We start from the raw sequence: 23,429 nt of genomic DNA on the forward strand, positions 1-23,429 counted from the left end.
GTTCAGTTGCTGCATCTGCTTGGCTATGTCTACGGATGTCATGGGCAGGTCAAACGGGGAGCGGCTTATCTTTTGATTGCGGCCCAGTTGTCCCCGGACGATGTCGGGGTCCTTCGGACGCTCAGTTACCTTCTCACGCTTGATGGTGAAGCCGACAAGGCTCTCGAAACAATCTCACGGCTGGAAGTACTGGATGACAGGCGTGATCCGGCGCTTCACTTGCTGAAAAGCCGCGCTCTTTATGCAGCGGGGCGTCAGGAAGAAGCCCGACAGGCTTTTAACCTGTTTGTGAAAATGCGGGCAGAGATCGGGGCATGATGAACAGGATATCCCGTTTCCTCACAAGAGCACGGAACACCAGCGATATCGTTATCGCCGTGCTGGTTCTGGTAGCTGTCAGCATGATGGTTATTCCGCTGCCTACCTGGGCTGTAGACGGACTCATCACGCTTAACATCGCATTCAGCGTCCTCATCCTGCTCAGTTCGCTTTATGCAACCACGCCCCTCCAGTTTTCTGCGCTGCCCTCCGCAATCTTGATCGCAACCCTTTTTCGACTGGCGATCACCATCACAACAACCCGCCTCATTCTTTTGCAGGCGGATGCGGGTGAAATTGTTACGGCGTTCGGGAACTTCGTGGTTGGCGGAAGTATTGCCGTTGGTCTGATCATATTTTTCATCATTACGATTGCGCAGTTCGTAGTGATCGCCAAAGGTGCGGAGCGGGTTGCCGAGGTCGCAGCACGTTTCACGCTGGATGCCCTGCCTGGCAAGCAGATGAGTATTGATGCCGAATTGCGTAACGGTGACATCAATCAGGCCCAAGCACGCGCGATGCGCCAAACACTCGAGCAGGAGAGCCAGTTCTTCGGTGCCATGGACGGTGCCATGAAGTTCGTCAAAGGCGATGTGCTTGCAGGAATGGTTTTCATTTTCGTCAATCTCATCGGCGGCCTCGCTGTTGGAGTTCTGCAGCACGAAATGGGGTTTGCAGAGGCTGGTATGACTTATTCCCTGCTTTCGGTAGGTGACGGTCTTGTGGCTCAAATTCCGGCGCTTCTGGTCGCCGTTGCTGCCGGTACGATGGTTACGCGTGTTGCCAGCGCTGAAAATGGCAGTGACCTGGGACGCCAGATTACGTCACAGCTACTGCGCAATTCGCGAAGTCTGATCATGGCCAGCCTAATCATGTTCGTTCTGGCGATCGTCCCCGGCTTCCCTATGCCGGTATTTATCATGCTCGGCCTTCTTCTCGGTGTCGCCGGTTATGCCATGCAACGTAATCAGGTCGGCGAAGATAAGGAAGCCGGCGAAACGGTGCAGCTACGGCAGGTGTCCGACGATGACGACAGCAAAGAGCACTTGCCGGTCTATGATTCACCGCTCGTCATTCGAATTGGTACGGAGCTGGCAACAGATATGCCCGCCGATCTGTTGCAGTTATCGCAAAATGAAGCGCGTAGCCTTATCGGCAGTGAACTTGGCATCGACGTGCCTCCGGTTCCTCGGCTTGTCGACGGGAAACTCAAGCCACGCCAGTTACTCATCGATCTTGATGATGTGCCAGTGCTTGAAATGGAGATTCCGTCTGGTTGCGTTCTTGTCGATGAGGACCCGGCCCATCTCGAACTGGCCGGCATTTCCGGCGACAACCTGATGAAGATACAGGGTCTGAGGCAGATATTTCTGGTTGCTGGGGATCATCAGACCCTCCTTGCCGGGGCCGATATTCCTTTCCGACCAATAGGAAACATTGTGGGGCCTTTGCTGGGTTTTGTTTTCAGGACGTACTCCCAGCATTTCATCGGCATTCAGGAGACCAATAATCTCCTGCAAGATCTGAGCAAAACCTCATCAGAGCTTGTGGCTCAGGTGAAGGAAGCGATGCCGACCACGAAAGTGCTGGAGGTACTGCGAATGCTCGTCGCAGAAGGCGTGACGATACGCAACCTGCGCGTCATCCTGGAAGCGCTCATTGAGGCCGGGAACGAGGAGACGCGTGCACTAAATGAAAAAATTCGTATGGCCTTGAAAAGACAGATCAGCTTTGCGGCAGCCGATGACAATCATGTTATCGCCGCGTTCATTCTTGAACGTTCCGCCGAGCACGACGTACGAAGTGCACTCCGACATGCGGGCACAGGCGCGGTACTCGATTTATCCGATGACGCTCTTCGCAGCATTGCCCAGCAGATCAAGCAATTGAACGCACGCTCAACGGCTGATACCGCGCCCGTCGTTATTACGGCTGCGGATATTCGCCCGCATCTGCGCGCCCTGCTCGTCCATCACGGCGTCGATATCTCGGTATTGTCCTATCAGGAGTTGGCCTTTGAATTCAATGTGCAGCCGTTGGGAACGGTTACCGGATCAAGCTCCGGGAATAGCGTTCAAGGCAGGCTGACCAATCGTATGCAGGACGTCGGTCACTCACAACAGGCATGAGACAATAAGAGTGGGAACAATAAAACATGGATGAATTCGCATTACGACAGCTATGTCCTGGATATGTTTTCCGGCTGGCATGTTGCCGTATTCTAGCGTTCATTGGCGCGCTGACTTTATTGCTATGCGGAACGGCAAGTGCCCAGGACGCCTTACGCCTGTCGGGCCAAACGGCTATCGACTTACCTGTCGGGCAAGGTCGTATCATACGTTTCAACGAACCCGTCGAATCCGTTTTCATGGCGGACTCAACCATTGCCGAGCTTCAGGTCGTTGCCCCGGACGTTGTCTATGTGTACGGCGTGAAGCCAGGCGCAACCAATCTCATAGCGATGACCAGGGCTCGCAAGATTCAGGCGGCAACCCAGATCGTCGTCGCCAACAATGCCCGGGCAGCCAACCGCGCAAATCAGGCAGCAGCCCCAACTTCAACCACCAATCTGACGTTCAGCGGCAACCAGCTCATCGTGGATGGCCAGGCTGGCAATATCGATGACGCACTGGCGACAGAGAATGTGGCCCGCAGCTTTTCCCTTCCCGATCAGCCACCGATCAACAATTCGACTCTGGGCGGAGGGTCACAGCAAGTCAATATTCGCGTCCGCTTTGCGGAAGTAGCGCGCAGCGAACTGCAATCTTACGGCATCGACTGGGAATTCGGATATGAATCGAATGGTCTCAAGTTGGGAATATTCGGTAATAACGCTATTCCTGACGGCGGCGGCAATCTAGGAGCCGGCGGATCGACATCAGGCGGTTTCAAGTTTGATGTTGTGATTGAAGCACTCAAACGCAACGGCCTGGTAAAAATACTCGCCGAACCAAATCTGACTGCGGTCAGCGGACAACCTGCCAATTTTCTCGCAGGTGGAGAAATTCCTATCCAGGTGCCACAGGGCCAGGGCGTCTACACTGTCGAATACAAGCCCTTCGGGGTTTCGCTAAATTTCACTCCGACCGTTATCGGAAAGAACCGCATTGCCATGCATGTCAAACCGGAGGTTAGCGAAATCTCCAGCATCAATGCATCTGCGGGGTCCGACGGTTTCAGTTATCCAAGCTTCGTCGTTCGCAGGGTCGACACCACCGTTGAAGTCGGAAGTGGACAGACTTTTGCGCTGGCGGGACTGTTTCAGCAAAACATGACCCGCAATCTTGAGAAAGTCCCCGTTCTCGGAGACACGCCGATCCTTGGAAGTCTGTTCCGATCGGAAAGATTTCAGAAACGGGAGACCGAGCTGGTGGTCTTGATCACACCCTACATCGTCAATCCCGTCAGCAGCCGCGATCTGGCAACCCCGATCGACCGACCCGCGCGAAAGAAACCGCCGCGGACCAGGAATGCACCGTCCATGGGACTGATAATCAAGTGAGGAGGACGCCAATGGCTTTTCACATAACCGGTCTTGGCAGGATCCTTCCGATTATCCTCCTTTCAGCATGTGCAACACCTGCCCCGGAACCGGACCATTCAAATGATTATAGTTATGTTCCCACCGGTCAAAGCGACGGTGCCAAAGGTGTGCAAGGTTCGGTTCTAGTCCCCAATGCTTGCCTGACAGCGCCCGCCGACCAGGAACCAACATCGGCGGGAACCCAGTATATGAAAGTCTCACAGGTCGGGCCGCATCTACCCCCAGGCTGTGCAAATGCCTTTAATCTTCAGCGCATGGTTGAAAGCGAGAAAGACCTGATCGAAGGACGCCGCATGGGGCCGCCACCTTCTGCGCCATCGGTTCGAGCCGCACGTCGATATATCTACGGAACTGAGGAAGCCCCCGAACAACCTCAAGATATGGAACCGCAAACGCCATAGCACAGAACATTTGTGTTCCGCTTCAAGTGAAAATCCGGACAGAAGCGATTGAATGATGGCTGACAAAGATACTGAAGAAAAACGTTTTCCTGCGTCAGCCAAAAAACTCAAGGATGCGCGGAAGCGGGGTCAGGTAGCCAGCAGCCGCGATTTGTTGACTGCTGTATCTTTTATCGCGGTACTGGGGCTGTTTTATTTCTTTCGTGGCTGGTTCTATGCACGTTTCATGGAACTGATCGAGATCGTTGCACTGGCGGGCAGCCAACCGTTCGAGTTGCTGGCCCGACAGGCAATGATGATGGTATTCTGGCTGTTCCTGACCATGATGGGATCAGCCCTGGCGATAATGCTTTTATCTCTCGTGCCCACAGCCATCATGATGATGAAGGGATTGATTTTCTCCTTCGAGCCGGTGAAGCCCCAGTTCAGTCAGCTTAGCCCGGTCACAGGGTTCAAACGTTTGGCGTCCCTGCGCAATCTCATTGAGTTCATCAAGGGAATAACCAAGGTCGTACTGCTCTCATCCATTTTCATTGCCATTGGCGCCAGTTGGCTGTCGCCCATCTTTCAAGCGCCTGTGTGCGCGCCGGGCTGCCTTGTCCCGGTAGCTTTCGGTGCACTGGTTGCCTTTGCAGTAACTGGAGCGCTGAGCTTCGTCCTTCTTGGGCTGGCCGATATTCCTGTCCAGCGCTGGCTTTTTGGCCGTGACATGAAAATGACGCGCAGCGAATACCGGCGCGAGCATCGCGATATCGAGGGTGATCCGTATATTCGACGCGAGTTCAATCGTTTGCGACAGGAAGCGGTTTCCACTCCCTATCAACGCGCGAAAGCCGGTCCAACGCTCGTCTTCTCAGGTAAAAGGCGGGCAATCGCCATTCGATTTGTTAAGGGCGAAACACCGATGCCGCTAATAGCCGGGAAAGCGTCAGATGAGGACGCCCTGCAATTGGAGAAAGCTGCGCGCCGCATGCAGATACCGGTAATCAAGGATATCGGTCTGGTCGATACCATGTTCGATCGCTCAACGCTCGGCCAGTATATACACAGCGATTTCTTTCCTTTGGTCGTGCCTCATCTCGTTGCGCTCGATCATGTTTAATCGACAAAACCTGTTCCATCACTGTCGCCCGTTCGCACCAAAAATCAATCCGTTCTCATTATTTGATCTGCCGTGTGCAACAACGCTGAAGAGATATTCTTTTAAATTCAGAATGTTGACTTGGTAATCCAAGTGGATTTTGCTGACTGGCTACACCGCCTTACCATATTTCCCGAAGCATGCGGAGGCTGGAGGCTTTTGCGCCCGGCCCAATCCAGACCGATCCGGTCTGAGGTATGGGAAGCTATGCGCGAACGGCCTGAAATCTACAGTTGGGAGACGTTGGATGCGAATATTTGATATTATTCGGAAGTTTCCGCCGCCACCCCCGCCACCTCCACCTCCCCCGCCGCCTCCGCCAGCAAAAAAGCAGCCGGATGTGAAGCCGGTCTCTACGACACAGACCGAGAAAACACCTACGGAGATTGCAAACGAAATCCATGCCGATCTCGGCAAGGGCAAGAGCATCGACACAATCGCACAGGAGCGAGGCATGACGCGCGAAGCCGTCATGACTGCACTTGGCGGAGAAAAAGCCCCCGAGATTGTTGTCACCCAGGGCCAGAATGGTGACACACGCGTCACAACAATCACCGACAGTCAGGGGCGTACGGTTACGGAGAATGTCGATTATCAACATGGCACCCATTACACCGTGACGACCACGCCTGATGGCGACACGGATACGTCGCCAATTCGTACAGAAAGCGAAAAAAAGCAGGAAACCAGCTACGACTCCGAGACCGGGGTGACGACCACCACGGAAACGGACGATCTTGGTAGTGGAGAGACGCATACCGAGACCAGTTATGACAACGGGACGAAAGTTGAAACGACCGTAAAGCCTGATGGAACGACGCAAACCTTCGTAATAGGTCCAGACGGAGAAAAGGTCGAGCTGGATCCGAAGCAATCGGCTCCGGGTCTGCCCGGCGACAAGGGCACTGTAAAGACGGCAGACCAGAACATCTCCGATACAAAAAACGCTATCGAGAATGGCAAGACGGTCGAGGAGATCGCGCAGGAACGTGGATTGTCTGCCGATCAGGTCCGCGCCGAGTTGCTGGCTGCCGGTGTCGACATCAAGGAGACAACCAGCGGCACTACCACTTCAATAACCCTGACGGACAGCAAAACTGGCGATGAAACGACCTACACCCAGGAGGTTCACGACAACAGTCTTCCCGAAGGCGTACAGGGACCGGTTGCTCCGTCCTATACTGTGACAACGGTTGAAACCAAGGACGGTGCAACCGGCACGACAACCAAGACTGTTACCAATTCACAGACGGGCGTGACCAGCAGAACCGAAACCGATGAAAACGGCCGGATAACGGAAACCACCAGTCAAAAAGGCGCAGACGGCAAAGAAACCACTACAACCTCAGTGACTGCAAACGGCTACACCATGACCACTGGTTCCGATGGCACAGTCACCCTGAAGGATAACGAGACCGGCGACACGATAACACTCGAAAAGGGCAGCGCGGAGGCGGCGCTGGCGCAGTCTTTGGTTGAAGCCAATCCTAACAGCACGGACCCCGCCGAAAAGAAGGAAGGCGAGGTCACCAAGGCCTTCGCCGAAAGCCAGCTCGCGGATAAGTTTCTGGAGGTTCAGGAAAAGAGCGCAACCGATGCTACGCAGGCGAAAGATGACGCTATTGATGAGCATGGTATCGTCAATCCGGCTGATCCTGATGGCCCCAAACTTCCCGGCATTGCAGCAACGCCGACGGAAAGGGATGGCGTACTGGACCCGGCTGGCGATCCGCCCAAATATGGCATCCCACCGGGCGAAAAATGGATTGCATACCCCGTCAACGGCCAGTGGATATGGATGCACCCCGATGTCGCCGCTGCAATTCAGGATGAGAATATTGCCCTTTCTCAAGTAACCGAGACCAAGGCACAGATCGGCAGCGACTATGCCGATCTTAACCGATACCTGCTCGATCCTGACTACAAGCAGGCTGTCGAAGCAGCCCAGGCTGGCATAAACGGGAAACTCGAGTCCCTGGGGCTACAGTGGAATGCGGTCAAGCCGGAAGGCACGCTGGAAGACGCCAAGCAACTACAAACCGACGCTCACAATGCCCATACCAAGGCCACTGAGGCGTATAACGCTTACAAGGACGGCAAGACGCTGCTCAATCAGGCGATCGATAAGCGCGTCAACATGGGTTACTATCCCGGCCGCAATGACACGGTGGTCGTCGCAGCCGACAGCAATTACAACTTCCAGGATGAGGTTGAAAAAGGTGAAGCTGCGTGGGCAGAGATCAACGATCTGGTTGCTCAGGCAGACGTCAAGAACAAGTCAGGTGACCAGGCGCTTGCCGACATGATGGTTCTTACAACCGGGTCGGACAGTCCACCACCTGGCATGCTGGAAAAAAACCAGGAGCCGGTAGAAATAAACATCGGTGATCAGACCCTCAAGGTAGCACCGGATATCGCGGATGCCTACAACGCCGCCGGTGGTGGGATCGATACACTTGCAAGTGCGACATCGATAGCCGTGCAGGTCAACGTCACGCAGCCCGATGGCAGTGTGAGGACGGAATGGCACTGGGTCGAACCGCAAGTTGCACTATTCAAGACCCAGACTGATGGCGCCCTGCAACTCAGCGAAGCCTATTCCACCTACTATTCGCAAAAAAGCGGGAAAGCCGACTACGAAGTTCTGGAAAATCAGACAATCGCACAACAAAGGGAGCGTGCACCGCACCAGTTTGATCCAGACGGGTTTACCGATGCTGGTGGAAAATTCAGCGGCAAGTTCAAAAGTGCCGAAGTCATCCAGAACGCCGATGGACAGTTTGTCCTGGAAATCAAATACGAGGACAAGACGCTCGAGATCGACATCACTGCCGATCCCGACGACAAGAATGCAAGCGATGAGGCACGCAACGGCCCACTTGCCCAGCAATGGCGAGATCTTCAGGCGAATTCCATTCCCACATCAAACGGTGACCAGTGCGTTGCCAATCCCGGCCCACTGGCCGGTTATGAGCAGGCAAAAATCAACGTCAACACTCTGCTCGACAAGCGCGTCGATGTGAACATCGGCGAAATCGACAAGCAGATAGAGGGCATGGAAGCCAAGGTACAGGAGGCGATCGGTCAGTATGGTCCCGGCACGACAGAACCCCCTGCCGGTTTGCTGTCGGATGATCAAAAGCCGGTAGAGGTGGATCTTGGCAATGGACAAACCGTTAAGGTCGCTCCAGAAGTCGCAGAGGACCTTAAGGAGCTGTCAGGTTCTGAAAAACTTGAAGCACTTGCCGGCAGCGGCAAACCAGTGTGGATCGAGATAAGCCCGACACAGGGCGCGCCCACAGAGGGCCGCTGGGTTGATCCACGCATTGCCAAACTGCAGATCCAGCTTGGCATGCTGAACCAGCAGCGCGATCAGTTGGATGATGTCAAACAAAACATTGCGAGCAATATCGACCGATCGGAATTGCTTTTGTCGGAGCCCGAGCGGTTAGGCACGGACGACACTGATCGCGTGCTTCTTGACAAGGATGAAGACAAAACACTGAACGGTGTTTTCCAGCCGCAGTTTCAGGGGCTGCAAGACCGGGGATTTGACGGCAAGTTTAAAGAGCGCTCTGGCGAAGAATTGAGCGACTATATCGGTGAAACGACCGGCCTTACCGGAATTGACGACGCGGAAGCGCGGGACAAAATCATCGATGAAATCCATAACATTGGCGGCGACAGCCCCAAGGTTAAGGCCGTACCGATTTTTTACGTACCTGAAAGTGGTGAAACAAGCCAAACAACATTGTTCGCAATCCAGGACAGCGCCGGCAATACGAAATATGTCGACGCCAATGGACAGAAATTCGATGGGGTCAAAGACTTCCAGGAGAACAACCGCCTGTTCGACGACAGCGGCAAGCTGGTTATTCCCAAAAATCTGGAAATGAAGGAAGGGCAAGACGGTCAGATCGCGCTCGATGTCGTAGATGCACGCATCGTTTCAGCGTGGGACAAGGTTGTTGACCCGGTCGTCGGTCTCGTGGGCACCGGAGCAATGCTCTTGTCATTTTCTCCGCTCGCACCAGTGGCAGCACCAATCGCAATCGGTAGCGGCATTTATCTTGGTGGGCGTGCCGTCATCAGACAAGCTGATTATCTCGATCACGGCGGCGAATGGGGCGATACTGAATCACTGATGAATGTAGCGAGTGTCGCCATGACAGCACTACCTGTCATCGGCAGCAGTATGCGTACCTTCGGCATGGCGGCGCGCACTGAAATGTCATTCGGGCGCTCGCTACAGGCAAATTTCGGCGCAATGCGCATGAAAGATTCAACCTTCAGGCTAGGTGGACGGACCTTTAATCTTCAGGCCTCGCCCTATGCGACCAGCGCCCGGTCCTATCTGAACAGTGGACGCGCCATTAACGTCGCCGCTCATGGATTGGAGGGCACAGCAGCCGTCCTTGGCGTTCCGATGATCGCTGTCACGGCAAGCGACCTTCTGACAAACAGCGACAAGATGTCGGGGCTGGAATTTACCAATGCGATCACTGGTTTGGGAACAGGCGTGGTCGGCACTGGTTTGGGCGTCAGATCTTTCGCCGCCATGCGACCGGTCAAGACCGGCAATGGTGAAGAAAGCGGAACACAGCCGCCAGTGGATGCGACGATTACCACTGCGGCCTATCGTTCGCCCCTCGAACCCGATGGGACCGGGCCGACCAGCTCCATTAACACAGGCCAGACCCCGGCCGTCAAGTCCGGTAAGGCACCCACAACGATCCAGTTGATCGACGAAACCGGGCAACCAATCACCGCGACTGTACTCGGTCGCGCACCGAAAAATCCCGAGAATATCTATGTAACAGCTAAAGGCGGATGGACGCCTCGGGGCGACGAACCCCAATATAGTAACAAAAGTCACAGCATTGTCTGGAACGGCAAAGATGCCTATGTTGTGCCATGGATCCGTGGTGCCTCGTCCAACCATCAGCCATCCGCGCCCCGTGGTCCGAGCCGCACAAAACTGCAGGCCACGACACCTCGCAATATCGACATCGGGCAATTGGAGCCGAGGCATGTCCCGTGGTTGAAATCCAATCAAGTTGCAGGTTTCACACCCAAACAATGGGCCGACTTCAAACAGGCCGGTTTGCAACCTTATCTGACCCGTAACCAGCTACGCGGAATTCCGGAAGGTCGTGTCAAATATATCGACGCTGGAATATTGACGCAGAACCAGATCAAGTCACTTACCCACGGCCAGATCGCGGCCTTCACCGGCCCGCAATGGAAGGCGTTCAACAAGTCAGGCTCGCAAACGTTTCTCACCAAAACCCAGCTCATCTCGCTTCCAGACAAGCAATTCAAGCAGCTCGATATGGCCGGACTCGACGGAAAACAGGTTCCGTGGCTGTCCGCAAAAGGCCAAGTGGCGGGAATGACAAACGGCCAATGGAAGGCATTCAATCAGGCAGGCCTACCGGAATACATGACCCAGGGGCAGACCCGAGCCATTCCGATAAACCGGATGGCAAGCCTGAATGTTTCGTCGTTGAAACCCAGACAGATATCGTGGCTCACACAAAAGCAGTGGGAGGCTTTCAATCGGGCGGGGCAGCAAAAAAACCTCACCGAGCCCCAGATCAGAGCAATTTCACTGAAGCGTGTCCCTTCGCTTGGCATTTCGGGCCTCGAGCCACAGCAGTTCGGTTGGTTGAGCAAAGCCCAATTCGGCGCATTGAGCACGCGGCAGGTACACACGATGTCGGGACCACAATTGCGGTCCGTGCCCGAAAGCAGCGTCGGATTGATTGCTCCGCAGCTTAAGCCTGAACAACTGCCGGAACTGACCACTCCCCAGATGGAAGCAATAACCGGCACACAAAAGCAGAAAATGAGCGCCGAACACAGGTCAATGCTCGAAGAGCTTATCTTTGCGCGTAATCTGACCGGCGATGACATCACCAGTATGTCGCCAATGGGCTGGAAATCACTCAACGAGCACCAATGGCAGGCTTTGAATGGCGATCAGTTAAGAGCCATTCCGGAAAAACGGGTAAAGCATATAAATCTTGGCGCTCTCAAGCCGGAGCAGTTACCTGAATTCACGACCGCACAGTCGCGCAGATTTACGCCGGGACAAATGGCGGGGCTAAGCAAGGAGCAACTTGGAGCATTTACCTCGACCCAGAACGCCATATTCAGACCGGTACAGACAGCGGCGATCAAACCTGATCTCCGAGCAGCGCTCAATGGCTACAAACCTGCATCGCGTCCTGTACAGGCAATAGCGAGGATGCGGGCTGCGGGGATTGGCGATTTCGTATTGACAGGAGTCGGCACCGGAACATTTGCCATAGTCATGCCGCTTCTTCCGGCAAATGCTCAGCTCGCGATTCATGCCAGTAGTTACGGCGCACGTGCCGCAACTCAGGTTCTCATGGCTTTGCCTATCAAACAGATGGATGTAAGCCATCCTTTTGGGCGCACAGTACGTGCCGTCACGGCGCTGAGCTATCTGCCCAACCAGGTCTATAGCGGCATTCCAGGGACGATTGGAGCACCCTATAGCTTCTCTTCCAATCTCTCCAGCGGTCTGTTCACGGTCAGCAATGTTGCCTACGGAGCCAAGGCGCTTCGAGAGGCGCGCACTGGCCAGAGCGCCTTCACCAAAGCAGATAAATATCACTTGCCTTCCTATGCGGCTGGCAGTCTCTTACCGTTTTTGGGAGGGGAGGTTAAGCCTCTCGACGTCGCTGCCAACTCCATGTTCGCTTTTGGCTCCGGCTGGTTATGGGCAAAGCAACGTGGCAAAGCCGGGTGGGGTGGAAATTTGACGACGGCTGATCGTTGGATCTACGGCGTCACGTTCGGCGGAGGTTTGGCAATATACAGTTTCAATGCTTTTGCGAAACTGTTCGGAGATGGCGAAGATAACTCTATTCCTGCCGTAGATACCAAAACCGAACCATCGGGCGAGCCTCCCGAGATAGAGCAGCCGGAGAAACAACCAGAAGAAAACCCTGAACCTGAACCCCAACTGGTGGTGATCGCGCCGGACGGGCTTAACGTCAGGGAAGCGCCAGGCGTCGACAGTGAGAAACTCGCTACGCTCCACCCCGGTTCGCTAGTCGATGAGAAAGGTGAACGCCATACAGACAAGACAGGTAATGAATGGGCCTTGGTGGATGGTTTTGCGACAGATGGCACGGATAAGACAGGGTGGGTACTCGCAGATTATGTCGACATCCATCCATCCGGCGATCAGGACAGCCAGGGTCGCTTCAATCCTGACCTCGACAAGCAGGGATATACGGCCATTGTTGTGGACACTGGCGACAACATTGTCGTCATTGCCAAGACAAACAACAGAGACGTGTCGGAAACCGTTGCGTTAAATCTTGGGCACATTACCGATCCAAGCCTGATCTTTAAGGGTGACCGCGTTTATCTGCCTCTGCAGGCGGTGGGCTGACAGTTGCGTTTGACAATGTACTACACCACGAGATCGTTACTTGGCCTCGATAGCCAGGCTCGTTCTGACAGGCAGACCTTCAGCCATTGTCGTAGGAGACTGACGGTCGATTATCATTACTCTGGGCAATGTGGAGACCACATATTAGCACTACTTATTGAATGAAGATGCGCTGTGCATTTATCTTCAATAGACCGTTTGAACTGTTGGAAATACAGCATTTCCTGATATATAAAACAGCATCGCAGTGGCTTGCTGCGTCTCTGGGGGGCAGCGATGGCACTACTTACTTTAAAAACTAGGCTTTTGCGTACGCCGTCTTCCCGACGCAAGAAGCACCTGCTCTGGCTTTCTTCCAGCATTGTCTCGACCGCGCTCGGTTTTCCGTTTTCGGCTCACACCGAAACCTGGACGAATAACGCATCACCACCGTTTTGGGGCAACGCAGCAGCATGGCAGGAGGGTACTGTCCCCAACGCCCAGGGAGCCGCAGCAACATTCATCGCAGACAGTTCTACGAACCACTTTGTTAATCTTAATAGCCAGACATTCGCCGTCGGCGAGCTTAACCTGACCGGTGCGGTCAGCGGTGGATTTAATTTCTCTAACGGGACATTGATCCTGTCCGAGACGAACGGAAGTGCTACCGTCAATGTATCTACGCATAATTCTACCAAAGATTTTGGCGGGTCCAATTCGGTAGACGTTCAACTCGCATCCGATACCATTTTGAATACGATAGGCTCTGATTCAACACTGAAATTCGACGAAAATGCTTCCATTTCAGGAACCGGAGCCTTGATAAAGCAGAGCCTGGGGACGGTTTATCTCGACGGAGCCAACACTTATTCGGGTGGCACAACGATTTCAGCGGGCACGCTCATCGCCAATCACGAGAACGGCAGCGCGATCATTGATGCACTGGGTACAGGACTGATCACCCTTAACGGGGGGCGGTTACACTCCGCTCTCGGACATTCCACGCTCAACAGTTATCTCGTTGAGAGAGGCACAACGGGCACGATCAGTACTGCAACAGGCACTAAGCTTTGGCTCAACGGTGGCGCGGGTCAAAGCTTCACTCTTCAGGGCAATCTGGTGATCGGAACGAGTGATGCAACCGGTGACGTGGTTATGGACGTCATCGGTACGAATGCAGCTCCAGCCTCGACAATTACAGTCGCATATGGACGCCTTGTTGACGGTAACCATTCATTGGGAAATCTTACGGGCTTCACTGGTGCAACGCGCGTTGCCGCAGGCGCAACAATCGATTTCTCTGCCTATGGCGGGGTAATTCGCAACTTGCAGGATGCAACGCCAGGAAACGGTGGCACGGTGTCCTGGGCCAGCGATCGTCTTTATGTATATGGCGGCAATTTCTCGGGTCAGTTCTTGAACCCGCTGGGTGGTGAGTTAGTCAAGGGGGGCACTGATACGCTTCTCCTCAATGGTGACAGTTCAGGCTTCACTGGCACGACACAAGTCGCTGGCGGCAAACTGATCGTCGGCGATGTTAACAATAGCAGCGCTATACTCGGCGGCAATATCTCCGTCTTATCCGGCGCCACCCTTGGGGGTTTTGGCTCGGTCGGGGAGACTACGGTTCAGTCAGGCGGTATATTGTCTCCAGGCAATTCCATTGGCATATTGACTGTCGATGGTAATCTGACGCTCACGCCCGGCTCAATCCTCGAGGTCGAAATCGCTGCAAATGGCCCCTTGAATCGCCGCTCCGATATCGTGGGTGTCACAGGCTTGGCCACAATATCTGGCAGTACGGTTTCCGTTACGGCCATCGACCCCGAAACCAGTTATCAGAGCGGACAAAACTATACCATTATGCATGCCGACGGTGGTGTCAGCGGAACTTTTGACACTGTTGTCTCAAAATCCGCCTTTCTCAATTTGACCGTGAATTATTCGCCCAAAGATGTTCTTCTGAATATCGCCATTAAGGAAGACCCGGCGGAACCATCCAACCCCGGCACACCTGAGCCTGAAAAGCCTACCCCTCCCCTTTTCACGAAGGTCGGAGAAACAAGAAACCAACTGGCAACAGCTAGAGGACTGGATACGTTGGCGCAGACGGGTTCGTCACTTGCACTCTATAACGGCCTGCTGATGCTGTCGGCCGACGAGGCCCGTGCGGCCTTCGATAACCTCTCCGGTGAGGCTTATGCGTCCACCAAAGGCGCGCTGATCAATGACAGCCAGTTCGTCCGCAATGCGGCACTCGGTCGTTTGCAGCAGGCTTTCGGCGGCGCTCCGGCTATGTCGATCAATGCCCTGTCTTATGCTCCTTCGCAAAAGGCTGGCTCGGCCCCTGCCTCTGCCATCGACGCCGTTGCTCCCACCAGCATTGCTTCGGCACAAAACCTCAATATCGCCTGGGGCTATGCTTATGGTGCATGGACCAGGCAGGATGGCGATGGCAATGCCGGTGACACAAAGTCATCCATCGGCGGTTTCGTTACCGGTATCGACGGTACAGTTCTCGACACATGGCGCCTCGGTCTTCTCACAGGCTATAGCCATTCCAGTTTCAATATGGATGAGCGCTCTTCGTCGGGTAGCAGCGACAACTATACGCTCGGTGCCTATGCGGGAACCGAATGGAACTTCGATAACGGCCATGCCTTGGCATTTCGCTCCGGTCTTGCCTATACTTGGCATAACATCGACATGGATCGTGCTGTCGCCTTTCCCGGCTTTACCGATCGCCTGAACGCCGATTACGATGCCGGAACTTTCCAGCTCTTTGGCGAACTTGGCTATAAGCTTCGCTATGACAAGGCCCTCTTCGAGCCTTACACCAATCTGGCCTATGTGCGGCTGAAGACGAATGGTTTTGGAGAAGAAGGCCTTACGGCAGCCGCCCTGTCGGTCAACTCCGACACGACGGATACCAGCTTCTCGACACTCGGGCTTCGCGCATCGACCGAATTTACTCTGGGAACGATTGCGACCAAGGCACGAGCCGACCTTGGCTGGCGTCATGCCTATGGCGATATTACGCCGGTTTCCACCGCAACCTTCATAGGCTCGGATGCCTTCACGGTATGGGGTCTTCCGATTGCCGAAGACGCCGCCCTCCTTGAAGCAGGGCTTGATTTCCGCCTGACCGAAGACGCCACGCTTGGCCTATCCTATAATGGGCAGTTCACATCCGGCGCCAAACAAAATGGTTTCAACGCAAAACTCAGTGTTGGCTTTTAATTTAACGCCAGAAGATAGCCGCTCCATTGGCGGCCATTTCCAGCAGGCTCCTGAGTGCGTATGAACTCGGTTTCCAGGAGCGTCCTCCTTATTCCAGCGGGGAACGAGGTAATACAGGCCCTGGAAACGCTTCACTCACTCCGTCTTGGAATATAAGGCAGAATAAACAGATACAGCCCAGTCGCAAGCAGGACAAACAGCGGTAAAAGCGGCGAATAGACGACCCATGCAGGAGGCTGTCTGAAAGCCATAGTGACGAAATTCGCAATCACGGTAAGGGTGAAAATGATCGACAACCAGCGGTGAATTTGGCGTATGGATTTATTTATGACCATATGTGCATTCTCCTTGGGGAGTTCGCAAAGCGGATCGGCTGAACTTCTGTTGTTCTGAGGCTTGCCATATTTTGCAACAATCTGACGAAGAATGAAGTCAGTCCAAATTGGCGGCTACTGCATCCAGCTTTTCAAGGAAACTCTGCCATCCATATTGAGCGCCGTGAATGGCCTGCTTCTGACCCGGCATAAAGCCCGACTGTTCCATCCGCAAATGTGTCCCGGTAGCGGTGGGTGTCAAAATTAGGGTCACGACACTTCTGAGATTGTATGCTTCGTCCTCATGTATATGGTTCCAAGTGTAAGACAGCCGTCTGTTCGGCTCGACAACCAACACCTGGCAATCCAATACGCCGCCCCACTCACCCCGAAGCTTGAAACAATGGCCGACCGTCGGAGCGAAGTCGTTATTCATCAACCATTCCGCGATCAGATGAGGCTCAGTTAACGCGCGCCAGAGTTTTTCGGGCTGATGAGGCATTTCGCGCTCAACTATTACTGTTCGCATATCAATTGACATCTGGCTCATTGGTCCATCCTCCTCAACAGGTCTTCAAGGGCATCGAACTTCTGTTCCCAAAAACCGTTCAACTCTTTTGCCCAATCGATAAGAGGAACCAGTGCGGTGTATTCCGCCCTGTAATGGCTTTGGCGGCCTTCGTGACGATCCCTGACAAGGCCTGCTTTTTTGAGCGCGGCGAGATGCTTGGAGACAACAGGTTGTGAAACATTCGTTCCTGCGGTCAACACCGTAACCGTCTTCTCGCCCTCTCGACAAAGACGCTCGAATATCGACCGTCGGGTCGGGTCAGATAACGCTTTGAAAACTTCGTCTCTCATGATCACGATCGATTCATACCCAATTGGCTATGAATCGACATATAGCTGATTGGCTATATGTTAGTCAAGTGTCCGTCAGGCGAACTGGCTATGGTCGCAACTCAGGGTGTTTTACGAGCGAGGAAGTGATCGTTGACTTGCAATATGAAAGACCGCCTGTTTCGTTCAGAAGCGCTCTCAGAGCGTTCCATTGAAATCATCACGGATCATCAGCGTTTTATCACGAAGCATTTCTCGCGGGCGTGACATCGAGAGTAATCCAGTTCAAAGAAAAAGCAGGGCCGAGGCCCTGCTTTCAATCAGTTGGCGGCGCGTTTAGGCGCATTGCCTTGCAGGTCAGCCAAGTCGGTAACAATGGCCGCAGCCTCATTCTGCAGGACATCCGTCGCGCTCTTGCGGTTTTTCTCGAGGGCTAAATCAGCACTCAAGCTTCGTTCATTCGACTGCAGACCGTCGTCCATCTCCGTATCAATACCATCATTGACTTTTCCGCGCGCCTTGATCCGGTTTTCCTGGGCGGTTATCTCGTTGCGACGTTCGGTTTCGTTGAGGGAAATAACCTTTTTCTCACGCTGCGCCTTGAGCGTTGCAACGTCTTCCACAAAGTCCTTGAACTCGGGGGATTTCTGCACACGTTCATCATGCAGGTTTTGCAGCCGTGGCAACAAGGCTTTAATACCATCTGATGACTTGTATTTCGCAGCGTTGACCTGAGACCAAGGCAAAGCATTGTCGAAGCTCGATTCACCGACGAGTTTGAGATCGAAAAGCCCCGGCAGAGTGATATCAGGCGTTACACCGCGCAATTGTGTCGTTCCGCCATCAACCCGGAAGAACTGAGCAACCGTGAATTTAAGCTCGCCATATTCCGGTTTAGGATTGTTGGCCACTTCGTCGAGATCCACCACGGTTTGCACCGTTCCCTTGCCGAAGCTCGGTTCACCTATGACCACGCCCCGCCCATAATCCTGTATAGCCGCAGCAAAAATCTCGGAAGCCGAAGCTGAGCCGCGATTGATGAGCACACCCAGCGGTCCCTTCCAGGCAGGTGCCGGGAGTTTGTCACTTTCCACCTTGACTTCGCCGGCTGCGTTGCGCTGCTGAACCACCGGTCCCTTTCCAACAAACAGGCCTGTCAGATCGATCGCTTCGGATAGCGAGCCACCGCCGTTGTTGCGAAGGTCAATCAGAACGCCATCGACCTTATCCTGCTTAAGCTCGGCGATAAGCTTGGCAACATCGCGGCTGGCACTTCTGTAATTCTTATCGCCCTTTCGCCGCGCTCCAATGTCTTCATAAAACGCAGGCAGAGTGATCACTCCGATCTTGCGCGAGACGTCTCCGTCCTTCACGGAAAGGATCGTTTTCTTGGCGGCTTGCTTATCGAGACTGATCTTGTCACGAACTAGAGTGATGACATGATGCTTGCCGTCGGGGCCAGCATCAGCCGGCAGAATATCGAGGCGCACCACTGATCCCTTGTCGCCGCGGATCATTTGCACAACCTCATCGAGACGCATACCGATCACTTCTTTGATCGGACCGGTTTTGTCCTGGCCGACGCCGATTATACGGTCGCCCACGGAAAGCTTGCCCGATAATTGCGCCGGGCCGCCGGCAACGAGCTCACGGATTGTCGTATAGTCGTCCCTCTCCTGAAGCACGGCACCGATCCCAACCAGCGAGAGCTTCATTGCGATGTCGAATTCGGCTGAAGCCTTGACACCGAAATAATCCGTATGGGGATCGACCGCTGTCGTATAGGCCGCCATGAATGACTGAAAAGCATCGTCGCTTTTATACTTATACGTCCGCTCGATGGAGTTCTCGTAGCGTTTATCGAGTGTTTTGCGAATAGTCGCGTCATCCTTGCCGGCCAGCTTCAAACGCAGCCAGTCGTTCTTGACGCGCTTGCGCCACAGATCATTGCTCTCTTCATTCGACCGTGGCCAAGGTTCCTTATCGCGTACAATCGAGAAGTCTTCCTGCTTGCTGAAATCGAAATTCTGCTTGAGCAGACTGCGCGCAAAGGTCATGCGTTCGATGATGCGTTGCTGGTAGATATTAAAAATGGAAAACGGAATGGTCAGGTCTTGACGTTCAATAGCATCATCGATTTCCCTGCTGCCGGTCAAGAACTTGTCGACATCCGCCTGCTGGAAGATGAGCCGATCCGGATCCAGCGAGTCTATGAACCGGTCCATGATCCGGACCGACAATGCATCATCCAGCGGAATGGGCCGGTAATGAAAACGCTCGAGAAATTCGGACGTCAGATGGGCGGCCTGCACTTGCTGCGGCGATGGCTTCAAAACGGCCGGAGAACCGGCATCAAGAGCATGTGCGGGCAAAGCACCTGTCAGGAAAAGACAAAACAAGCCAATTTTGATGCGTTTCAAGTGATGTTCCATTTCTTGACGCTGAGCGTTTAATTCCAACCCTTGTTGAGTAATTATGGTTTTTTGGCAACCGTCTGTGCCAATTAGTCAACGGCGGCGGTCGTTGGGCTACATCCTCGTGGATTGAATTTGGCGTTTGATACCCATTCGAAAGAACCTATTTTCAAACTTCAAATTCGGAAGCGCTGCTCCAAAACGGAAGCGGCCGCTATTCATTCTTGATTTTTGTGACCGGATTATCGGCACCCAAAGCGCGCTTCACTGCTGCACGCGCCGACGCCAGATCCGGCATGACCCAGTTGGGCTCGCCACCAAGAAACTTATCGAGAAATGCAATCGCGTAGCCAGGAATTTCAGAGATGTTTTCCTTATAAGACCACCAGGTGCGTAATTCATCGGCACATTGGTCGATATCCGGTACCGTGCCGAACTCCTGTTCCTGCACAGCAGCAATCGCACAGATACAGTAATTGGTGTAGAGAAAACCTTCCGGCCAGAAGCTGACGATCTCATAAAGACGGGCAGCATCGCCCGTGGCGCGTTTTGGTGGTGAAACGGCCCGTGCAGGCGACAAGCGGATCAATTCGCGCAGCACTAGACCGGCGGCAAAGGTGATGAAGTCCTTGCGGTCTACCTTGGCAAAACGCTTGTTCTGATTAACCAGCTCCACCCAGTTCAAGAACGCCTCAGTGAGCTTCTTTTCATCGATGTCATATTCAACGCCATAGAGCTTGTGCAGCAGACTGGCATGCTTGCGGAATGTCGCCCTGAACCAACGTAGCTGACGCAGCCGATGACGCAAATCAGGCATCGATGCCATTTGTTCTCTGAGTAGCAAGTCCATGTTGCGAGCGGTCTCCGGTTTGTAAATGACATTATGCGAAACCGATCGAGATGTCAGTCTTCATTCCTCTTCGTTTAGCAGAAAAATTATACATATTGACATTCAAGAAGACAAATGTTCTCTAATTAATGAAAGACGAACTCGAGAAATATCCTGTTCGTCCTTCTTGGGAGGAGAACAATTATGGCTATCTGGCAGTGGGCCTTGCTGGCGCTCGCCTTGCTGTGGGGCTTTCAGTCGCTGGGCGTCTGGTTCCAGATGCGCCACTATTCCGATGTGATGAAAGGCATCACTTCGAAATATTCAGACGGTTTTGTTGGTGCAGGGCACATACGGGCGCGCTTTGGAAAAGGCGTCATCGTATTGATCGTCGTAGACCGCGACCTGGTGGTGCGACGCTTCCTGCAGATGGGCGGACGGACGGTTTTTGCAAAATTCATCCGTCGCGAAGGCTTCGAGGGAATGCACCTCAGCGCGTTACAGGACAATCCCGCAATTGGAGAAGGAACGCCTGAAGTGGTGGCTGCCGCGCGACAGGCGATGGAGCAGATCGCTCGCATCAGAGATCAATCCGATGGGATCGAACTCGAAGGTCTGAAGGCAGTAGGAGCATAGGAGTTGCTTGCCTGAAACAAGCAATCGAGGAGGAACAATGTCGATAGTGACGATGTTGGCACAACATGCCGACGTAACAATGCAATCTATCCATATGGCTGGCAGCATGATTTCCGATGCCGCCCTGCATGGCAAACAAGCCGCAGAGCACGCGGGACATGATCTATTGCAGCTTGCGCAAGCAACAACAACCGCGCCGGGCGATGCTGGCAGCGGCGGAATTACCGTCGATCAGTTCAAGGAACGTCTTCAGAACGTCCAGCAGGAAGAGCAGCTCGGCTGGCTTGCCTCGATCGGCAAACACTTCATTGGCGTTTTCCAAAAGGGGGGCGAAGTTTTTGCAGGGTTTGTAACGGGCATCATCCCAACCCTCGTCGTGCTGATGACCGCCTTCTATGCCGTAACCGAACTGGTCGGCGAAAAGCGCGTCCATGGCATCGCACGCGGCGCTGGACGTATTGCGCTCACCCGCTACACGGTTCTGCCGGTTCTTTCGGTGTTCTTCCTGACCAACCCGATGGCTTATACATTCGGTTCGTTCCTGGACGAGAAATACAAGCCTGCTTTCTACGATGCGGCTGTATCCTACGTACATCCACCGCTGGGTCTCTTCCCGCATATCAATCCGGGCGAATATTTCGTCTGGGGTGGGGTGCTCGTTGCCCTTCTCGAGCTTGAGAAGAAGGGTGCGGTTCCAACAGGTTATCACATCAACGTCGCCATCTGGTACGCCATCGTTGGTCTCGTCGTGATCCTCCTTAAAGGCATGCTCACTGAACGCATCACCGCCATTATGGCGCGGCGTCAGGGCATTGAGCTTTAAGCGGGAATTGGGAGGACGACATGGTGAAGACCTATAAGGCAGTTAAGATTTCCCGCGGCTCCAACGGTTGGGGCGGCCCGCTGGTCATTCAGCCGACCGAGCAGCGCAGCAAAGTTGTATCCGTCACCGGCGGCGGCATTCATCCGCTTGCACACCGAATTGCCGAACTGACCGGCGCGGAAGCCGTTGATGGTTTCCGCTCGCCGCCAATCGAAAGCGAGATGGCCGTCGTGGTTGTCGATTGCGGCGGTACAGCTCGTTGCGGCGTCTATCCACGCAAGCGCATTCCAACCGTGAACATCACGCCGGTTGGACAGTCCGGACCGCTGGCCCAGTTTATTACCGACGACATTTACGTGTCAGGTGTGAAGCCGGAAAACATCGTCCCCGCTGATGGCTCAGCCGCCGCAGCCCCTGCTGCTGCAGTTGAAGAAGACACGCCTGCACCAGTAGAACAGCCAAGCGAAGGCGGTCTTGTCGGGTTGATCAGCAGCATCGGTCGTGTGATGGGCCGCGTCGTTGGTATCTTCTTCCAGGCCGGACGCCGCACAATCGATCAGGTTATCCGCAACGTTCTCCCGTTCATGGCATTCGTGACGATGCTGATCGGCTTGATCCTCTATACCGGCATTGGTGATATTCTCGCCCAGCCTCTCGGGCCGCTTGCCAATAACATTGTCGGCTTGCTCGTGCTTTCCGCAATTTGCGGCTTGCCGTTCCTGTCACCAATTCTGGGACCGGGTGCGGTTATCGCACAGGTTGTCGGCGTGGCGATCATAGGACCGCAGATCGCAAACGGTACAATCGCCCCGGCGATGGCCCTGCCTGCACTGTTTGCCTACAACACACAGGTTGGCTGCGACTTCGTGCCGGTTGGCCTGGCACTTGGAGAAGCGAAGCCGAAGACCATTGAAATTGGCGTTCCGGCAGTTCTGATCAGCCGTCAGATCATGGGGCCTCTTTCGGTTCTGATCGCATGGCTCGTCAGCCTCGCAGTGCTTTAAAGCTCTCAGCTTGCCGCGGCAAAAGAGGCGGCAGGTAATCTCCCAAACATGTGCAATCAGATGCCCCAATCGATTTCCCGAGCATCGAACGACCGTACCAAGAAAGGACCGCTCCTATGTCGATACATCTGAAAACACGGATCACCGCGATCGGCCCGGAAGTAGCGGATCTCGCCGAAGGCGGCGTTCTCATCCTGTTTGCCGACGGGTCGCCGCCTGAACTGGCAGAAGTATCCGTTCTCCACGTTGTGGAAGAAGGTCCGGAAGCATCGGCTCCTGCTATTGGAGCACAGATCACGATAGGCTCGCTGAAAGCAGAAATCACCGCCGTTGGCGAAAGCGCCTGGCAAAAGGTGCGCGAAATCGGACATGTCGTTATTTCATTCACAGGCGCGAATTCAACTGATCGCCCCGGTGAAATCTGTGCCAGCGAAATAGCGGGCGAGGAGCTTGTCGCTGCTCTCAAAGAAGGGCAGATTATCACTATCGGTGGCTGAAAATGTCCACCTAACGGTTT

Annotated in this window: 15 protein-coding genes; 10 read left to right on the top strand and 5 right to left on the bottom strand. The window is 54.1% G+C overall.

The window, feature by feature from the left end; translation table 11 throughout:
- The first annotated feature begins 6 nt into the window (after positions 1 to 6).
- The 6 genes from ACYSN1_RS11860 (at position 7) to ACYSN1_RS11885 (ending at position 16,052) form a co-directional block, all read left to right on the top strand.
- Positions 7 to 318 (top strand): hypothetical protein, encoded by a 312-nt coding sequence (locus ACYSN1_RS11860; RefSeq protein ID WP_461725830.1) that lies wholly within the window; start codon positions 7 to 9, stop codon positions 316 to 318.
- Positions 315 to 2,447, top strand: coding sequence for a type III secretion system export apparatus subunit SctV (gene sctV / locus ACYSN1_RS11865; RefSeq protein WP_461725831.1), 2,133 nt, complete (start codon positions 315 to 317; stop codon positions 2,445 to 2,447). The genes ACYSN1_RS11860 and sctV overlap by 4 nt, the downstream gene beginning before the upstream one ends.
- A gap of 26 nt (positions 2,448 to 2,473) precedes the next feature.
- A complete protein-coding gene (locus ACYSN1_RS11870) occupies positions 2,474 to 3,820 on the top strand; it encodes a type II and III secretion system protein family protein (protein ID WP_461725832.1) in 1,347 nt (448 codons plus the stop codon).
- A 495-nt stretch (positions 3,821 to 4,315) separates the two neighbouring features.
- Positions 4,316 to 5,365 carry an EscU/YscU/HrcU family type III secretion system export apparatus switch protein gene (locus tag ACYSN1_RS11875; RefSeq protein WP_461725833.1) on the top strand — a complete coding sequence of 350 codons (1,050 nt, stop codon included), beginning with the start codon at positions 4,316 to 4,318 and terminating at the stop codon, positions 5,363 to 5,365.
- Positions 5,366 to 5,744: 379 nt separating this feature from the next.
- The gene (locus ACYSN1_RS11880) at positions 5,745 to 12,833 is read left to right on the top strand and encodes an SH3 domain-containing protein (RefSeq protein WP_461725834.1); all 7,089 of its coding nucleotides are present in this window, start codon (positions 5,745 to 5,747) and stop codon (positions 12,831 to 12,833) included.
- Between the two features lie 276 nt (positions 12,834 to 13,109).
- Positions 13,110 to 16,052, top strand: coding sequence for an autotransporter outer membrane beta-barrel domain-containing protein (locus ACYSN1_RS11885; RefSeq protein WP_461725835.1), 2,943 nt, complete (start codon positions 13,110 to 13,112; stop codon positions 16,050 to 16,052).
- Positions 16,053 to 16,183: 131 nt separating this feature from the next.
- Here the strand turns inward: ACYSN1_RS11885 and ACYSN1_RS11890 are convergent, their stop codons facing one another.
- From ACYSN1_RS11890 to ACYSN1_RS11910, 5 genes are all read right to left on the bottom strand, one after another.
- Positions 16,184 to 16,387: a hypothetical protein gene (locus ACYSN1_RS11890; RefSeq protein WP_109989617.1), complete on the bottom strand. Its 204-nt coding sequence runs from the start codon at positions 16,385 to 16,387 to the stop codon at positions 16,184 to 16,186.
- A gap of 97 nt (positions 16,388 to 16,484) precedes the next feature.
- The gene (locus ACYSN1_RS11895; protein WP_461725836.1) at positions 16,485 to 16,916 is read right to left on the bottom strand and encodes an SRPBCC family protein; all 432 of its coding nucleotides are present in this window, start codon (positions 16,914 to 16,916) and stop codon (positions 16,485 to 16,487) included.
- Positions 16,913 to 17,227, bottom strand: a complete 315-nt coding sequence (locus tag ACYSN1_RS11900; RefSeq protein WP_140023134.1) for an ArsR/SmtB family transcription factor — start codon at positions 17,225 to 17,227, stop codon at positions 16,913 to 16,915. Before ACYSN1_RS11900 ends, ACYSN1_RS11895 begins: the two co-directional genes overlap by 4 nt.
- A gap of 299 nt (positions 17,228 to 17,526) precedes the next feature.
- On the bottom strand, positions 17,527 to 19,638 hold the full coding sequence (locus tag ACYSN1_RS11905; RefSeq protein WP_461725837.1) for a carboxy terminal-processing peptidase: 2,112 nt from the start codon (positions 19,636 to 19,638) through the stop codon (positions 17,527 to 17,529).
- Between the two features lie 196 nt (positions 19,639 to 19,834).
- A complete protein-coding gene (locus ACYSN1_RS11910) occupies positions 19,835 to 20,470 on the bottom strand; it encodes a hypothetical protein (protein ID WP_461725838.1) in 636 nt (211 codons plus the stop codon).
- 183 nt (positions 20,471 to 20,653) lie between these two features.
- On the opposite strand from ACYSN1_RS11910, the gene ACYSN1_RS11915 reads away from it, so the two are divergent.
- The 4 genes from ACYSN1_RS11915 (at position 20,654) to ACYSN1_RS11930 (ending at position 23,409) form a co-directional block, all read left to right on the top strand.
- The gene (locus tag ACYSN1_RS11915; RefSeq protein WP_461725839.1) at positions 20,654 to 21,085 is read left to right on the top strand and encodes a transcriptional regulator GutM; all 432 of its coding nucleotides are present in this window, start codon (positions 20,654 to 20,656) and stop codon (positions 21,083 to 21,085) included.
- A 37-nt stretch (positions 21,086 to 21,122) separates the two neighbouring features.
- Positions 21,123 to 21,908 (top strand): PTS glucitol/sorbitol transporter subunit IIC, encoded by a 786-nt coding sequence (gene srlA / locus ACYSN1_RS11920; RefSeq protein WP_461725840.1) that lies wholly within the window; start codon positions 21,123 to 21,125, stop codon positions 21,906 to 21,908.
- A gap of 20 nt (positions 21,909 to 21,928) precedes the next feature.
- Positions 21,929 to 22,912, top strand: coding sequence for a PTS glucitol/sorbitol transporter subunit IIB (srlE, locus tag ACYSN1_RS11925; protein ID WP_461725841.1), 984 nt, complete (start codon positions 21,929 to 21,931; stop codon positions 22,910 to 22,912).
- 116 nt (positions 22,913 to 23,028) lie between these two features.
- The gene (locus tag ACYSN1_RS11930; protein ID WP_461725842.1) at positions 23,029 to 23,409 is read left to right on the top strand and encodes a PTS glucitol/sorbitol transporter subunit IIA; all 381 of its coding nucleotides are present in this window, start codon (positions 23,029 to 23,031) and stop codon (positions 23,407 to 23,409) included.
- Positions 23,410 to 23,429: the final 20 nt, after the last annotated feature.

This window comes from Brucella sp. LJL56, assembly GCF_054871705.1.

What these genes read in the sequence shown, in the direction of transcription:
- ACYSN1_RS11895 (WP_461725836.1), bottom strand. Translation starts at nt 16,916, where the DNA reads ATGAGCCAGATGTCAATTGATATGCGAACAGTAATAGTTGAGCGCGAA.
- srlA (WP_461725840.1), top strand. Translation starts at nt 21,123, where the DNA reads ATGTCGATAGTGACGATGTTGGCACAACATGCCGACGTAACAATGCAA.
- ACYSN1_RS11900 (WP_140023134.1), bottom strand. Translation starts at nt 17,227, where the DNA reads ATGAGAGACGAAGTTTTCAAAGCGTTATCTGACCCGACCCGACGGTCG.
- ACYSN1_RS11905 (WP_461725837.1), bottom strand. Translation starts at nt 19,638, where the DNA reads ATGGAACATCACTTGAAACGCATCAAAATTGGCTTGTTTTGTCTTTTC.
- ACYSN1_RS11910 (WP_461725838.1), bottom strand. Translation starts at nt 20,470, where the DNA reads ATGGACTTGCTACTCAGAGAACAAATGGCATCGATGCCTGATTTGCGT.
- ACYSN1_RS11890 (WP_109989617.1), bottom strand. Translation starts at nt 16,387, where the DNA reads ATGGTCATAAATAAATCCATACGCCAAATTCACCGCTGGTTGTCGATC.
- srlE (WP_461725841.1), top strand. Translation starts at nt 21,929, where the DNA reads ATGGTGAAGACCTATAAGGCAGTTAAGATTTCCCGCGGCTCCAACGGT.
- ACYSN1_RS11870 (WP_461725832.1), top strand. Translation starts at nt 2,474, where the DNA reads ATGGATGAATTCGCATTACGACAGCTATGTCCTGGATATGTTTTCCGG.
- sctV (WP_461725831.1), top strand. Translation starts at nt 315, where the DNA reads ATGATGAACAGGATATCCCGTTTCCTCACAAGAGCACGGAACACCAGC.
- ACYSN1_RS11930 (WP_461725842.1), top strand. Translation starts at nt 23,029, where the DNA reads ATGTCGATACATCTGAAAACACGGATCACCGCGATCGGCCCGGAAGTA.
- ACYSN1_RS11875 (WP_461725833.1), top strand. Translation starts at nt 4,316, where the DNA reads ATGATGGCTGACAAAGATACTGAAGAAAAACGTTTTCCTGCGTCAGCC.
- ACYSN1_RS11915 (WP_461725839.1), top strand. Translation starts at nt 20,654, where the DNA reads ATGGCTATCTGGCAGTGGGCCTTGCTGGCGCTCGCCTTGCTGTGGGGC.
- ACYSN1_RS11885 (WP_461725835.1), top strand. Translation starts at nt 13,110, where the DNA reads ATGGCACTACTTACTTTAAAAACTAGGCTTTTGCGTACGCCGTCTTCC.